At 55.6% G+C, this 14,672-nt stretch carries 13 protein-coding genes; 1 reads left to right on the plus strand and 12 read right to left on the minus strand.

Features of this window, described 5'->3' with window-relative positions; all coding sequences use genetic code 11:
• Window positions 1-28: 28 nt before the first annotated feature.
• Both ACERY3_RS08605 and ACERY3_RS08610 read right to left on the minus strand, forming a co-directional pair.
• Window positions 29-1,081, minus strand: a complete 1,053-nt coding sequence (locus ACERY3_RS08605) for a TIGR01620 family protein (RefSeq protein WP_373225466.1) — start codon at window positions 1,079-1,081, stop codon at window positions 29-31.
• Window positions 1,078-2,475, minus strand: coding sequence for a YcjX family protein (locus tag ACERY3_RS08610; protein ID WP_373225467.1), 1,398 nt, complete (start codon window positions 2,473-2,475; stop codon window positions 1,078-1,080). The genes ACERY3_RS08605 and ACERY3_RS08610 overlap by 4 nt, the downstream gene beginning before the upstream one ends.
• A 155-nt stretch (window positions 2,476-2,630) precedes the next feature.
• On the opposite strand from ACERY3_RS08610, the gene ACERY3_RS08615 reads away from it, so the two are divergent.
• The gene (locus ACERY3_RS08615; protein ID WP_194399373.1) at window positions 2,631-3,641 is read left to right on the plus strand and encodes a LacI family DNA-binding transcriptional regulator; all 1,011 of its coding nucleotides are present in this window, start codon (window positions 2,631-2,633) and stop codon (window positions 3,639-3,641) included.
• A 34-nt stretch (window positions 3,642-3,675) separates the two neighbouring features.
• Here the strand turns inward: ACERY3_RS08615 and ACERY3_RS08620 are convergent, their stop codons facing one another.
• The 10 genes from ACERY3_RS08620 to ACERY3_RS08665 all read right to left on the minus strand — a co-directional run bounded on the left by ACERY3_RS08620 (window position 3,676) and on the right by ACERY3_RS08665 (window position 14,662).
• On the minus strand, window positions 3,676-4,590 hold the full coding sequence (locus tag ACERY3_RS08620) for an OmpG family monomeric porin (RefSeq protein WP_373225468.1): 915 nt from the start codon (window positions 4,588-4,590) through the stop codon (window positions 3,676-3,678).
• Window positions 4,591-4,656: 66 nt separating this feature from the next.
• Window positions 4,657-5,739 carry an ABC transporter ATP-binding protein gene (locus ACERY3_RS08625; RefSeq protein WP_039262901.1) on the minus strand — a complete coding sequence of 361 codons (1,083 nt, stop codon included), beginning with the start codon at window positions 5,737-5,739 and terminating at the stop codon, window positions 4,657-4,659.
• Between the two features lie 13 nt (window positions 5,740-5,752).
• Window positions 5,753-6,418, minus strand: coding sequence for a beta-phosphoglucomutase (gene pgmB / locus ACERY3_RS08630; RefSeq protein ID WP_373225469.1), 666 nt, complete (start codon window positions 6,416-6,418; stop codon window positions 5,753-5,755).
• Window positions 6,408-8,687 carry a glycoside hydrolase family 65 protein gene (locus ACERY3_RS08635; protein ID WP_373225470.1) on the minus strand — a complete coding sequence of 760 codons (2,280 nt, stop codon included), beginning with the start codon at window positions 8,685-8,687 and terminating at the stop codon, window positions 6,408-6,410. The genes pgmB and ACERY3_RS08635 overlap by 11 nt, the downstream gene beginning before the upstream one ends.
• The gene (locus ACERY3_RS08640) at window positions 8,681-9,739 is read right to left on the minus strand and encodes a Gfo/Idh/MocA family protein (RefSeq protein WP_373225471.1); all 1,059 of its coding nucleotides are present in this window, start codon (window positions 9,737-9,739) and stop codon (window positions 8,681-8,683) included. Before ACERY3_RS08640 ends, ACERY3_RS08635 begins: the two co-directional genes overlap by 7 nt.
• 11 nt (window positions 9,740-9,750) lie before the next feature.
• Entirely contained in the window at window positions 9,751-10,539 is a 789-nt protein-coding gene (locus tag ACERY3_RS08645) for a sugar phosphate isomerase/epimerase family protein (RefSeq protein ID WP_373225472.1), read from the minus strand.
• Between the two features lie 17 nt (window positions 10,540-10,556).
• Complete coding sequence (locus ACERY3_RS08650; RefSeq protein ID WP_039262906.1) at window positions 10,557-11,609, minus strand: zinc-binding alcohol dehydrogenase; 1,053 nt, start codon at window positions 11,607-11,609, stop codon at window positions 10,557-10,559.
• A gap of 27 nt (window positions 11,610-11,636) precedes the next feature.
• On the minus strand, window positions 11,637-12,479 hold the full coding sequence (locus tag ACERY3_RS08655; RefSeq protein WP_373225473.1) for a carbohydrate ABC transporter permease: 843 nt from the start codon (window positions 12,477-12,479) through the stop codon (window positions 11,637-11,639).
• Entirely contained in the window at window positions 12,466-13,347 is an 882-nt protein-coding gene (locus tag ACERY3_RS08660; protein WP_023312040.1) for a carbohydrate ABC transporter permease, read from the minus strand. The genes ACERY3_RS08655 and ACERY3_RS08660 overlap by 14 nt, the downstream gene beginning before the upstream one ends.
• A gap of 22 nt (window positions 13,348-13,369) precedes the next feature.
• Entirely contained in the window at window positions 13,370-14,662 is a 1,293-nt protein-coding gene (locus ACERY3_RS08665; protein ID WP_373225474.1) for an ABC transporter substrate-binding protein, read from the minus strand.
• Window positions 14,663-14,672 lie beyond the last annotated feature (10 nt).

Here is a 14,672-nt window from a genome sequence, read left to right on the forward strand (position 1 = left end):
ACAGCCAGCACGATAAGTGAACAAAACCTCACGGAGCCGGTTTTTTATTGAGCGTCTCTTTGAGCTGGCCGATCAGCTCGCGCCTGAAATCCCCCAGCCGGGGCTTATCGCCATCAATCCACGGCAGCGGACGGCAGACTTCCATCGCTTTAATCCCCAAACGCGCGGTCAATAATCCCGCACCGATACCCTGCGCGGCACGAGCGGAAAGACGCGCCGCCAGATCCTGCGACATCCAGTCCATTCCGACTTCGCGCACCAGTTCACTCGCCCCGGCAAACGCGATATTGAGCAGGACCAGCTTGAACAGGCGGAGTCGACTGTAGTAACCCAGCTCTATGCCGTAAAGGTTCGCGATACGGTTGATCAGGCGCAGGTTACGCCAGGCGATAAAGGCCATATCGACCAGCGCCAGCGGGCTGACGGCAATCATCAGGGTGGATTCTGCCGCAGAGCGGCTGATCTCGCGCCGCGCCTGAGCATCCAGTACCGGCTGAACCATATGGGAGTAGAGCGTCACCACTTCCCGGTCATTCTGGGTTTCATGGATGGCGGCATACCAGCGCTGAAGCGCCGGATGCGACTGATCGATTCCCGCCTGGCTGGCCAGCTTTTCACAGAACGCGCGGCCTTTACCGGTGCCGTGACTGTGGAGCAGATCCCGCGCTTCATCACGCTCGTGCGCGCGCTGGCGTAAACGCCAGAGCCGCCGCCACTCGGTGGCAACCGACCCGATACCCGCTCCCACAATCAGCGCGCCCGCGGCACATCCGCCCAGCGCGACCCAGTCCTGAGTTTGCCAGGCATTCATCGTCCACTGCACACCCTGCCCAACCACGCTTACGCCAAACAGCGCCAGACCGGCGGTGACCATCCTGCGCCACAGGCTGCGTTTTGGACGCAGAGCGGCTTCCACAACCGCCTCTGCCGGACCTTCCTCGACGCCGGGCTCCTCTGTCAGGGCCGGAGCAAAGTTATCAGCCTGCGTGCCGCTGAACGTCTGCGCGGTTTTAAACGCCTCCTGAGGAGGCTGCTCAAGCGTTCCGGTAAAGTCTATGCGCGGTTTTAACGGTTCCGTCATCGCAATTTATCTCCAATCAAAAACTCCAGCGCCGCATCCAGACGGATGTGTGGTAATGGCCGATCGACGCTCATTGCCTGCGGGCGGAAGGCTTCAAACTGGAAGCCCTGGTTCTGCCAGAAGGCCTGACCCGGCAGCCGCGCAGGCACTTCGCCCGGATAGACGGTAAGCGGTTCACCGTCGCTGAGCCGGTTCCCGCGTAATGCCGGTATTTTCTCGCCGTTAAGATCGATCAGCCCGCTTTGCGTTGCCTGCACGGACGCAAGCCCAAGGCAATCCATGCCGATCCCTTCGAAGGCGGCGTTTTGCCAGGCGTCCTGCACCAGCTGCTGCAGCAGCGATACCATATTGGCATGCTGGTCGACAGTGACGTGATCGGCCTTGGTGGCCGCAAAGAGCAGTTTGTCGATCACCGGGGAGAACAGACGGCGAAACAGCGTCCGCTGCCCGTAGTGAAAACTTTGCATCAGCTGCGTCAGCGCCAGGCGCATATCGTTGAAGGCCTGCGGCCCGCTGTTGAGCGGCTGCAGACAATCCACCAGCACAATCTGACGGTCAAATCGCAAAAAGTGGTTTTTATAGAATCCCTTGACTACTTTTTCACAGTAGTAATTGTAACGCTCGCGCAGCATCCCGGCGTTAGTGTGCCTGTCGGCCTGCGCCAGCTTCGACTCGCCCACCCTATCCACGTCCGGCCAGGGGAAGAACTGAAGCGCAGGGGCGCCCGCTAAATCACCCGGCAGAACAAAGCGACCCGGCTGAATGAAGTGCAACCCTTCCTGCTTGCACTGGTGCAGATACGCCGTCCAGGCTTCGGCAATGGCCGCCAGACGGTTTTCATCGGCCGGTGCAAGCGGGTCCAGGCCTTCGCACAGCTGTCGCCATTTGGCCGACCACCCGGCGCGCTGCCCCTGCAACAGCCCCGTCATCTGGCGGGACCAGCTGAGGTAATCCTGCGCCAGCATCGGCAGGTCGAGCAACCATTCACCGGGGTAATCGACGATTTCAAGGTACAGCGTAGAGGTATCCTTGAAGTGGCGCATCAGGGATTCATTCGAGCGAAAGCGCAGCGCGAGGCGAATTTCACTCACCCCTCGCGTCGGCGTCGGCCACGTGGGCGGATCGCCGTAGAGCTGCGCCAGCCCTTCGTCATAGGTAAAACGTGGAATCCCAAAATCACGCTGAGGAACGCGCTTCACGCCCAGCAGGCGTTCTTCCCGCACCGCGCTGAGCAGCGGCAGACGCGCCCCGGCGTGCAGGTTCAGGAGCTGGTTCACCATCGCGGTGATAAACGCCGTCTTACCGCTGCGGCTTAGCCCCGTCACGGCCAGACGCAGATGACGGTCAACGCCACGGTTCACCAGTGAATTGATTTCGTTTTTAAGTCGCTTCATCGCCGTCCTTCGTTGCCTGGAAGCCTTGAATGCATGGCTTCAGAATACAATAAATGGGGGCAGATCGTTGATTATCAATTCTTATTTATTGCTATTGCCGTTTTCTCTCCAGTAAGATGAACAGCATTGCTGTCAGTCCGGAGTGAGTAAGGTGTATGTCACCCACCATCTATGATATCGCACGGGTTGCGGGCGTATCGAAATCAACCGTTTCCCGCGTTCTGAATAAACAAACGAATATCTCTCCCGAAGCGCGTGAAAAAGTGCTGAAGGCGATTGACGAATTAAATTATCAGCCCAACAAACTGGCCCGCGCCCTGACCTCTTCAGGTTTCGATGCCATTATGGTTATTTCGACCCGTTCAACCAAAACCACTGCCGGTAATCCTTTTTTCTCCGATGTCCTGCATGCCATTACGGCAAAAGCGGAAGAAGAAGGATTTGACGTTATTTTACAAACGTCAAAAAGCAGTGAAGATGATTTGCTGAAATGCGTGAGTAAAATAAAACAGAAGATGATCAAAGGGATCATTATGCTGAGTTCACCGGCAAATGAATCCTTTTTCACCACGCTGGATGCGTATGGCGTACCGGTAGTGGTTATCGGCAAAGTCGAAGGTGAGTATCAAAATATCTATTCCGTCGACACGGATAATTTCCATGACAGCGCCACGCTGACCGAAACCTTTATTAAAAACGGACGCCGTAAAATTGCCTGTCTGCATGCCCCGCTTGATTATCATGTTTCGATCGATCGTCTTGCGGGCTATAAAGCCAGTCTGGAAAAGCACCATATTGCCCTTAACCCGGACTGGATCAGGGATGGCGGTTATACCCATGAGAGTGCGCTTACGGCGGCGCTGGAATTGTTGTCTTCACCCACGCCGCCTGATGCAGTATTCGCTACCGACAGCATGAAGTTACTTAGCCTCTATCGCGCGGCGGATGAGTTGAACCTGATGATCCCGGAGCAGGTGGTCATCGCCGGATACAGTGACCCGATGCTGTCTCTCATTTTAACGCCCGCACCTGGCGGCTTCGATATCCCGACCCGAAAACTGGGCGAAGAGAGCTGCGATCTTCTTTTCAGGCGTATTGCGGGTCAGCCCGCACCGCAAAAAGTGCTGGTTGATACCCACTTTTTGTTGGCTGCTTCCCTTCGCTAAAACCAGGGGCGAAGTGCCCCTGGCGTGCAGTCGGTCAGAACGCGTAGTTTACGCCAACCCCCGCGTAGTGGAAGCGGTCGCTCTCGCCTTCATCGTGGTTTTCCCACTCATACGCGTATTCCAGCGTCATGGATAAACCATTGTTGAAATCGTAAGCGTAGAGGAGACCGAGTCGGTTGAAATCGTGTCCTTCACGCTCAGGATCGTCCTGCCAGTCCCAGTTCGACCAGCGATCGAGCCCCAGGCGGGTATAAGGCGTTAAGGTGGTCTGGCCTAACGAAATGGGCAGATAGGCACGAATTTCCTGAGTAGAAAACTCGCCGTTATTACGGGAACTGTCCATATTGAAGCCGCGCTCTAAATAATAATTCACTTTAGCCGCAAAGGTTTCGTTAATGGTCCAGGTAAAGCCCGTTTCGGTTTCAACGCGGCTGTCAGCATAGCCGGTTTTTTGCAGATCGTTAGCAAACTGATACATGGCAAACCAGCCGCCAAAACGCCAGTCGTCGGTTAATTTAATATCCCAGTCAGGTTGAACTTTGTAGCGCTGCATATTAGCGCTGCCGTCTTTGGCACCGTGCTCATCTTTAAAGTGATAACCATAATTACGGAAACCGCCGGTCAGACCGAAGGTGAAATTTTCGGTTCCGATAAAGCGATAGCGTAATTGAAATTCAGGACGATCGAAATAGGTTCCACGGGTCATACTGCTGTAATCAACCGGCCCCTCCTGATACATCGCCAGCGAAATAGTCCACGCATCCCAGGTTGCATTAAACCACACGGAAGGTTCATATAATCCATCTTTATCGTCGCCCTGCCCCTCGACGTTTTCGATTTCATACATTGCGCCAATATTAAATTCCCACTGTTTAGCTGCTTCTGATGCTTGTGCACAGCTAACTCCTGCGCACAGAACGAGCGCAGCACTTCTTAGTAGAGTACTCATTTAATTTTCCCTTTATAAGTAACAAACAAAAAAACCGGAAATTTGCATTTCCGGCGAACACCTTTCTTATCTAATAGCCGCTTCGGTTTCAGCGTCGAAGAAATGGCACTTATTCATATCGAACTGGATGTTGATATTATCCCCTGCGGCATAATCATTCGCCGCGCCAGCGCGAACCACCAGCTCATGACCGCCAACGGTGGCGTAAAGCATGAATTCCGCGCCGGTCAGTTCGGCTACGCTGACTTTCGCCGCGATATTTTTACCACTGCTCTGCAGAGTGAGAATATCTTCCGGGCGGATCCCAAACACCACCGCTTTGCGCTGATACCCTGCGGCATTCAGTGAAGCGAGCTTGTCTTCCGGGATCGCCAGACGCAGCGTTTCCGTGACGAAATAGCGATCGTCGATAGCACCGCGAATAAAGTTCATGGCTGGCGATCCAATAAACCCAGCAACAAACATGTTTGCCGGTTCGTTGTATACCTGCTTCGGAGCGCCGACCTGCTGAATAATGCCGTCTTTTAAGATCACGATGCGGGTCGCCATCGTCATGGCTTCCGTCTGGTCGTGGGTCACGTAAATCATCGTGGTGTTGAGCTTCTGGTGCAACTTGCTGATTTCAGCCCGCATCTGCACGCGAAGCTTGGCATCAAGGTTGGAGAGCGGTTCATCCATCAGGAACACGCCCGCTTCGCGCACGATCGCCCTGCCCAACGCCACGCGCTGTCGCTGGCCGCCGGACAGCGCGCCCGGTTTACGCTTGAGGTACTCGCGTAATCCGAGGATCTGTGCCGCCCAGTTAACGCGCTCGTCGATAACCACAGGCGCAATTTTTTGCATCTTCAGGCCGAACGCCATGTTGTCGTAGACCGTCATATGCGGATAAAGCGCATAGTTCTGGAACACCATCGCGATATCGCGTGACTTGGCGGGCACGTCATTCATGCACACCCCGTCAATAATCAGTTCACCCGCGCTGATCTCCTCCAGACCGGCAATCATGCGCAGCGTCGTGGATTTCCCGCAGCCCGAAGGCCCGACGAAGACGATGAACTCCTTGTCTTCTATTTCGAGACTGAAATCCTTAACCACGTGGACCTGGTTATCATAGATTTTCTGAATGTGTTTCAGGGACAGTTGAGCCATTGTTAATTCCTTATCAATACGTCCGGGATGCCCAAAACTCGGCCAGGCATTTCCAGGTCAGTTCCCGCGTTGAATGAAGTTGTAAACCCGCATGGTTCAGGCCAGATCCAATCCCAACCGATAGCATTCCCGCCGCGTTGATCGCCTCAACGCCTGCAGGTGCATCTTCGATACCTATAGCCTCGTCAGGACGCACATTCAGGCCTGCACAGGCAGCAAGGAAGATCTCCGGGTCTGGCTTTGAGCGGCGAATACGGGAAGCATCGGCGCAAAAATCGAAGGCCTGATGAATGCCCAGCGCGTGCAGGATCCCCGGGGCATTCAGGGATACGGAGGCGAGCCCAATTTTGACCTTCGCCGCACGGATATCCGCCAGGACGTCGCGAATACCCGGAAGCAGTGAATCCTCCGTCAGCGACGCCAGAGACTGGACATAGAGCGCGTTCTTTTTCGTCGCCAGCGCGAGGCACTGCTCATGGCTGAACATCCCCTCTTTCCCGCCATGCTTCAGGATGCGCTGCAGGGAATCCATGCGGCTAATGCCCTTCAGCTGTTCGTTAAACGCTTCGTCGAAGGTGATGCCGATTTCGTCCGCCACTGCACGCCAGGCCAGAAAATGGAGGTGTGCGGTATCGGTGATCACACCGTCCAGATCGAATACAACCGCCTTAAGCGTCATGGTGCCCCTCCGTGGTAGCGGTCCCATTAACAGGTGCAAGAAAATCCTTATAAGCGCAAACTGTCCGCCCCGATACGTGTAACGTCTTGCCCCACAGCGTCAGCATGGAAGGTGCCGAAGCTTCAATGGTTAACACCTCGTTTTCACAGGTAAAGTGCAGCGTTGCGTTCCGCCAGCGCAGCGGGAATGCCAGTCTTCGCCAGTGAGCCGGCAACCTGGGCGAAAGATGTAGCTCCCCATCCACTATCTGCATACCGGCAAAGCCCTGAATGACGCCGGACCAGATAGCGCCGGTCGCAGCGGCGTGAATTCCGTCATCGCAGCTGTGCGGGTCGTCACCAAGATCGATGGCGACGCCATCGCGCCAGAAGGCGTAGGCACCTTCGGTGTCACCACAGCGGGCAGTCACAATGCCGTGAATGGCCTTGCTCAGCGAAGAGTCATGGATCGTGCGGGGCTCGTAGAACGCCAGATTGGCGGCGCACTGCTGCGGGGTAAACCGCTCCGGCAACAGGTAGGTAAGCATCACCACATCGGCCTGCTTAAGGATCTGCATGTCGTTGACTTCCGCGCGGGAATAATCGAGCAGAATGGTCTGCTTCCCCGCTTTGGCTTTGTAGCGGCTGAGATCAATGGCCGGTTTGGCCATGAAGGTATCATCCTGCGGGATCACACCGTCTGGATTGGCCTCCGGCAGCCATAAGCACGTCAGGAACCGTGTCGCTTTCTGCGTAAAACCTTCATCCTCGCGCCCAAACATCGCCATAAACTGGCGAGCGCAGGCGACGTTGTGCCAGGCCAGATAGTTGGTATACGCGTTGTTGTTCACATGCTCGGTGTATTCGTCCGGTCCGATAACGTCATGGATTTCGAGACGACCATTAATTTCCGTCGCGCGGCCCATCCAGAACGCGGCGGTTTCCATCAGCAGCGTCAGGCCTTCGTTTCGCATAAAGGTCTCATCCTGCGTCGCCTGCCAGTAAGCGACGACGGCCCAGGCAATGTCCGCCACGATGTGGTGTTCCGCCAGCGCGGAGGCCACCTTCTGGCGCGTGCCGGTTCGGATGTTGATAGCCGCGAACTCCGGCGTCTCTTCCAGCCCGCTGGCGGCGCTTTCCCATGGGAACAACGCGCCGGGCCAGCCGTTGCGACGGGCTTTTTCCCGCGCCCCGGCCAGGTTGAGCCAACGATAGCGCAGCAGACTACGAGCGATTTGAGGTCGCGTGAAGAGATGGAAAGGCAGCAGGAAAATTTCGGTATCCCAGAAGACGTGGCCTTTATACCCCTCTCCCGTCAGCCCTTTGGCGGCGATACTGCTTCGCTCATCATGGGCTGGCGTCATGGTCGTCAAATGCCAGACGGCGTAATCCAGCGCCATCTGATCCTGATGTTCCGTAGAGTCCACCTCCACCCGAGCGTTACGCCAGACCTCTTGCCAGGCACACGCCGAACTCTCAAGCAAGGCGTCGTAGCCTCTTGCCGCACAGACCTTAAGATCGGCCAGCGCGTTTCGGGCGAACGAGGCCTGCGACAGTGCTTTATCACTGCGATGTGCCACCCAGACGATTTTTTCAAGCGTGACAGTGTCACCCTTAGCAATCGTCAGCGAATGATGAACGCTGAGACGACGATTTTTGGCGGTGAAACAGCTATCGCTCTTCGCGGAGAGCTGACAATATGCTGAAACAACAATCTCAGACGCGCGGTCCTGCGTTTCATACACGCCCTGCATATATTGCTGGTCGAACACTCTGACCGACATTTCATCCAGATGCTGTCTGCCGCTGTTCGTTTGCGTTGCGTCAATGCCGGTTTGCAGCACGGCCTGCGTGGCGGCATCGAGCGGTGTAATCGAAAGCTGCATGGCCACTAAGGGCAACTGGTCTAGCGACACAAAACGACGGCTCTCCAGACGATAGCGTTTCCCGTCAGGCGAGCGCCAGACGACGCTGCGACGAAGCTCCCCATTAGCAAACGCCAGCTCGCGCTGCCACTCGAGGATTTCGCCTGACAGGAGCGTGAAATTGAAGCCATCCAGCTCAACATCGATACCGATGATATCCGGCAGATTGATCAGCTCAGTGGTCTCGTTGCGACCAGCACGATGATAGAGGCCCGCAAGATACATGCCTCTGGTTTGCTGGGTGTAATCTTCTTCGTGCGCAGCGCGGATCCCCATGTAGCCATTACCGCAGGCCATGATGGAGGCGTATTTATTCAGGCTGTGTGGACAAAAGCCCGGATCGGTTAATACAGACACGTTTAGCATAACGTCACGCTTTCCCCTGTTTCTGCTGATTCATACAGCGCGGCGACGAGCTGCTGGATAACCAGCCCCTGCTCCGCATCAGCGATCATGACGGGCTCTCCCTGCACATGCCGTACGAAGGCATCCATACTGCGCATATGACGCCGATCGTCAGCCTCTTCACGCTGCGTGAGGGTGACTAAAGTACCGGCTTCGTCGTTGTAGATGTGCGCCGGGAACAGCATGGCGCCCGCCTTTTCACCGCAAAATGCGACGTTCATGATGGATTGTTCGCGGATATTGAGCGCAAACGACGTGTCCAGACGCAGAATGCCGCCGTTACAAAATTCAATGGTGCCAAACAGAGCATCTTCAACGGTAAACTGCGTGGGATCCCACTCGCCAAACTGGCCGCTGCTTTTACGATTTCCCAGCCTCTGGAAGCTGTGTGCCGTCACCTTTTTTACCGCCGGGAACCCCAGCACGTACATCGCGGCATCGAGCATATGGATGCCGATATCAATCAGCGGCCCACCGCCCTGAAGCGTTTTGTTGGTAAAGACGCCCCAGCCGGGAACCCCGCAGCGGCGTAGCGCCTGCGCCGTGGTGTAATAAATTTCGCCCATTTCCCCCTTTATCACAGCTTCACGCAGCAGTTGCGTATCGAGAGCAAAACGATGGTGAAAATCATACGCCAGCACTTTTCCCGCCTTGCGCGCGGCCATGCGCATCCGATCGGCCTCCTGCGGCGTCATAGCAGGCGGTTTTTCACACATCACGTGGCAGCCTGCTTCCAGCGCTGCCATGACGTGCCCGAAATGGAACCGGTTAGGCGAACAGACGCTCACCACATCCGGCTTAACCGCCTCGAGCATCTCTCGCGCATCCTGCCATGCCGAGGAAATACCATGACGTTCCGCAAACGCCCGAGCCTGTTCAGGATGGCTGTCCATGACAGCCACCATCTGAACATCACTGCGCGTGGCGTAATACGAGGCATGTACTTTATCCGCGACCTGTCCGGCGCCAATGATGGCGACGCGCAGAGGCGAAGGTGTAGAAGCACTCATCACGCTCGTCATCCTCAGCATTTACGCAGATAAGTGAGCGAGTCCCGGTATGCCCGAGCCGGATCCTCGGCGCGAACACGGCACTCATACACCACGTAACCCCGGTAGTTATCAGCACGCAGCCGATCGAACAGGCTGGCAAAATCGAGGCTGCCGCTGCCCGGCTGGTAGCGGTGGTTATCTGCGATGTGCACATGGCCCAGCAGATCGCGGTGCTGATGCAACGCATCCGTCAGCGAGTCTTCTTCGATGTTCATATGATAGAAATCGCCGATGATCTGCACGTGCTTCAGGCCGTTCTCTTCGATATAGCGACGCGCGTCAGCCAGGGTGTTGATCATGTGATCCTGATAGCGGTTCAGCGGCTCCAGATAGACGGTCGTTCCGGTGCGCGCAGCCACCTCATCCAGAAAGCGCAGGGAGGAGCTTACGGCTTTGCGGTCACCGTCCAGGCTGCGCGGGGAGGTCATTGGCGGCAGACGGAAGGTAAACATCCCCCAGGCAGCAGGCACGATAATGCCCTTGCCGCCCACTTCCGCCAGCGCTTCCAGGATACGTTCAATCTGCTGTAACCCGTTCAGACGACGTTCTTCGATGAAGTCGCCAATCCAGCCATCGTATCCGCCGCAGGCCGTCGTCACCGGCAGACCGGTGGCTTTAATCGCCGCTTTTACCTCGGAGAGGTTTTCCACCAGCAGCTTGCCGTCAATTTCGTAGCCATCAAAACCCATCGCTTTGATGTACTGGAATTTCTCCATGATACTGACCGGGAAAAAGGCCTGGTTTTGTGTTGCGATCTTCATGATTTGCTGTCCTTAGCTTAAAAAGTGACGCCCATTTTGATGCTCAGTTCCGGGTGCTGATCGACATACTTCATGTAGCTTTCCGGGGTGGTGGTGAAGGTGACGACCGGGTCGATGAGATCTTCACAATTTAGATAGCCGTTCATCAGCAGTTCCCAGCAGGTCTCTTCAATACGTTTACGGTTCCAGCGCGGGTAATCCGGGTTGGGTTCGCTACAGGCGCGGGAGAAGACAATCTTCGCGTTATTGAAATGCGCTTCGCGGCCAAGGTTAAAGCCTTCCGCGAACGGTTTCGCGAAGGCTACGTAGGAGATAGTGCCGCCATAGGCGAGCCCGCGCAGCGCGGACTGCAGTGCATCTGCAAAGCCGCTGGTTTCGATGATCACGTCCGCGCCCTGCTTCCCGGTCAGCTTTTTGATTTCCAGACCGACATCGGTGCCGATTGGGTTCAGACAGTGGTCTGCCCCATGACGGCGGGCAATCTCACAGCGGTGTTCGATAGGGTCGACGCCGATGACGATTGACGCACCGGCTTTTTTCGCCAGCTGGATCGCAATTTGCCCAATGGCTCCCAGACCGACCACGACAACAAAGTCGCCCACGCGGACGTTGGCATCACGCACGCCGCTCATGGCGAACTGCGCCGGATCGTAGCAAACGGCGTTTTTCCAGGAGGCGCCCTGCGGCATTTTGCGCAGCTTATAGTTATTCACCGCGTTAACGATCACCGTTTCCTGCAGCGGTGCGTAGCAGCAGACGCTGTCGCCGATCTGGTATTCCGTGACGTCAGCACCGCATTCGATAATCTCGCCAACAATCATATTGCCCAGCTGGAACTTACCGAATTCGATCCCGCGGGCCGCCCCCTCTTCACGCGGGGTAAACATCTGCCACTCCGCATTGAACTCTTCATCGATAAACGGACTGGCGGCGCGGAAATCCACCACTTCGGTACCGTGTTTCGGCGCGCCAAAGCGGGCGCGAATTTTCACTTCATGGACGGCAACCGGACGATCTTCATATTCCACCAGCGCCGCTACACGAGGCGCTGTCGCAACTAATTTTTTCATGACTGACTCCTTGTTAAATTGGCCGCCTCAGCCCTTCACGCCACCGGCGGTCAAACCACTTTTAATAAAACGTTCAGACAGGGCGTACATGATGACAACCGGAAGCGCCGTCACCAGCGATGCCGCCATCATGCGACCCCAGATATAATCTGGCGTGCTAAAGAGCGTGTTCAGCCCAACCGGCAAGGTGAAATGGCTGGCGCTGGACAGGAAAATGGACGCAAACAGATAGTCGTTCCACGCCACCATGAAGCAGTAGACAAACACCGACACGAGCCCGGAAATCGCCAGCGGCACGGTGATGCGAAAGATGATTTGCAGGCGGTTAAGGCCGTCCATCATCGCGGCTTCTTCGATTTCGTCCGGGATGGTGTCGAAATAGCTGCGCAGCATGAACACCGCTGTCGGTAACGTTTGGGTCACCATGGTGATAATCAGCGCCAGCTCGGTGTCGTAGATCCCAAGGGCAGTGATGATTTTGAACAGCGGCACCACCAGCAATATCCCGGAGAACATGTAGACGGTGTAGAAACTCGCATTGATCGTCGTGCGGCCCTTAAAACGCAGTTTGGACAGGGCGTAAGCCCCCAGCGTGCCGAGAAATACGGCAATTACCGAGGAGATCAGCGACACCACCATGCTGTTTTTGAAATAGTCCACGAACGGGAAAATCAGCGGATTAAAGATGTCGACGTAATGCTGAAGCGTCCACGCCTGCGGCAAAATGGTCGGGTTAAGCGATATCGCCTCTTTCGCGCTCTTAAATGACGTCATCAGCATCACGAAGAGCGGGAACAGCGTGATGACCAGAAACACCGCCAGCCCGAGATAAAAACCAATACGGCTCAGTACGCGTTTATTTGTTGCCATTGAGGTTTACCCTTTTTCTGGTCAGCAGAATCACCGCGAAGATGATCACGAACAGCACGACAGAGATCGCCGCAGCCTTACCCAAATCGTTGAAAGCGAATGCGGTTTTGTAGAGGTAGACGCCCAAAATATCGACCTTGGTCGTCAACAGGTAGACATCCGCAAACATGTAGAACATCCAGATAGTGCGGAGCGTCACCACCGTTGCCAGCACCGGCATAATCGCGGGCAGCGTAACGATTCGAAAACGCTGCCAGGCATTCGCGCCGTCCATTTCCGCCGCTTCATACAGCGACTTATCAATGGTCTGCAAAATCGCGAGGAACGAAATGAACGCGTACGGGAAGTAGCGCCAGATGGCGAACAGCACCACCAGTACAAAGCTGCTGCCAGGATTGTCGAACCACAGCGGCGCCTGGTCATACAGATGCAGCAGGTCAACGCCCAGATAGTTCACAATGCCGTAGCCGTTGTTGAACATGTATTTCCATGCAAACACCAGCGAAATGGACGGGGTGACGTAGGACAAAATCACCAGTGAACGTGCCGTTTTCCGCAGACGGAATTCACGGTTAAAGAAGATCGCCACCGCCAGCCCCAACCCCGTGCTGCCGATCACCACCAGTGCGGTGTACCAGAACGTCATCCACAGCGAGTGCCAGAATGCTGCATCACTGAGAATGCGAATGTAATTATCCAGCCCGACAAACACAGCGCTAATGCGCGGGTTAAGCGGCAGACGTAAGAAACTGATTTCAATATTGGAAATCATTGGCCAGGCCACCAGGCCCCCCAGCAAAATCAGGCTGGGGGCCAACAGCAGCATGGCGAAAGGCATATCTGAACGACCAGAAAACAACGTCTTCATAATTTCCTTCCGCAGAGCGCTCCTATCGTTGTGAAATCAGATCGGTCAAACGCTTCTGGCTGTTACTAAGCGTGTTGCTGAGATCTTTTTTCCCCACCGTGACGTTATGCACCATGGAACTGATGATGCCGGACCCGGTAACGTCGCCCATGCGAGTGAAGTTTTTGTCGCCCACGGCGCCAAACACCTGCACATTAGGGAACTGCGCAATCAGTTCGTAAGGCAGTTGCCCAAACGCTTTAATCACATCGTTGTTTTTCCATGTATCGGTGCCCACCACCAGCTTGTTCACCGGCAGTGCCGCGCCGGGCGACATCATGACCCAGTCGGTTGCGTTTTGAGCCTGCTCCATCCAGGTCACAAACTTTTCAGCCGCCTGAGTCTCATCTTCGGTTTGACCGGTGGTAATCGTCAGCGACGTGACCATGCCGTAAACGGCAGAAGAGGTTTCTGTTGGGACGACGAAGCCCAGGTTGGCAGGGTTTCCGTCCTGGAATACCGCCGGAAGGATGTAGGTGGAGTAAACCGCCATCGGCGCAGAACCGTTCATGAAGGCATCTTTGATCTCCATGACGTCGTTTGAACCCGGCATGGTGGTCGCGGCCAGATCTTTATAAAACGCCAGGGCTTTTGCCATTTCAGGGGTATCGATGTTGACGTTCCCTTTGGCATCAAAAACGTTCGCGCCGCCAGAAAGCGCAAACTGGGAGAATGCCTGCTCCGTCATCACGCTTTCCGCGGTGGGCAGCGCAATGCCGTAATGTTTTTTGGCCGGGTCGTTAAGGCTCTGGCTGGCTTTCAGCAGCTGCGCCCAATTATGCGGCTCCTGGATACCCGCCGCAGCCAGCGCATCTTTGTGATACCAGACGCCGGATAGCCAGGCGCTGACTGGCACACCCGTCCAGGCAGAACCGTCTTCCGTACGAACAACACGCAAGATACCGTCATAGAAGGTGTCCTCGCCTACCGCTTTAATGGCTTCGACGATAGCTTTGCGATCCAGCAGCTGTTCCTTGTCCATGACTTTCGCGTAGTCATGGCTGACTTCAATCACCTCTGGCAGCGCGCCCGTTCTGGCGAGCGTAATAACCTTGGTGTTGTAAGCATCCTCTTCTACCGGCACCTGTTTCACCGTGATGCCGGGGTTCTCTTTCTCGAACTTTTCGATAAGCTTCGTGATAACCGCCTGGCGCTCCTGCTCGACTGACGAGTGCATAAACTCAATGGTGACAGCAGACTTTTTGTCGTCCTTGCACCCTGATAACAAGGCGCACGAAACCAGTGCTGAAATCAGCACAATTCTGGGCATTTTCATTTTTAAGGTC

The sequence above is a fragment of the Enterobacter cloacae complex sp. ESBL7 genome, assembly GCF_041679625.1.
GTDB lineage: Bacteria > Pseudomonadota > Gammaproteobacteria > Enterobacterales > Enterobacteriaceae > Enterobacter > Enterobacter asburiae_B.

Excerpts from the sequence above, each read along its gene's own strand:
- ACERY3_RS08650 (WP_039262906.1), bottom strand. The coding sequence starts at position 11,609 with ATGAAAAAATTAGTTGCGACAGCGCCTCGTGTAGCGGCGCTGGTGGAA.
- ACERY3_RS08610 (WP_373225467.1), bottom strand. The coding sequence starts at position 2,475 with ATGAAGCGACTTAAAAACGAAATCAATTCACTGGTGAACCGTGGCGTT.
- pgmB (WP_373225469.1), bottom strand. The coding sequence starts at position 6,418 with ATGACGCTTAAGGCGGTTGTATTCGATCTGGACGGTGTGATCACCGAT.
- ACERY3_RS08615 (WP_194399373.1), top strand. The coding sequence starts at position 2,631 with ATGTCACCCACCATCTATGATATCGCACGGGTTGCGGGCGTATCGAAA.
- ACERY3_RS08645 (WP_373225472.1), bottom strand. The coding sequence starts at position 10,539 with ATGAAGATCGCAACACAAAACCAGGCCTTTTTCCCGGTCAGTATCATG.
- ACERY3_RS08625 (WP_039262901.1), bottom strand. The coding sequence starts at position 5,739 with ATGGCTCAACTGTCCCTGAAACACATTCAGAAAATCTATGATAACCAG.
- ACERY3_RS08620 (WP_373225468.1), bottom strand. The coding sequence starts at position 4,590 with ATGAGTACTCTACTAAGAAGTGCTGCGCTCGTTCTGTGCGCAGGAGTT.
- ACERY3_RS08635 (WP_373225470.1), bottom strand. The coding sequence starts at position 8,687 with ATGCTAAACGTGTCTGTATTAACCGATCCGGGCTTTTGTCCACACAGC.
- ACERY3_RS08605 (WP_373225466.1), bottom strand. The coding sequence starts at position 1,081 with ATGACGGAACCGTTAAAACCGCGCATAGACTTTACCGGAACGCTTGAG.
- ACERY3_RS08665 (WP_373225474.1), bottom strand. The coding sequence starts at position 14,662 with ATGAAAATGCCCAGAATTGTGCTGATTTCAGCACTGGTTTCGTGCGCC.
- ACERY3_RS08655 (WP_373225473.1), bottom strand. The coding sequence starts at position 12,479 with ATGGCAACAAATAAACGCGTACTGAGCCGTATTGGTTTTTATCTCGGG.
- ACERY3_RS08660 (WP_023312040.1), bottom strand. The coding sequence starts at position 13,347 with ATGAAGACGTTGTTTTCTGGTCGTTCAGATATGCCTTTCGCCATGCTG.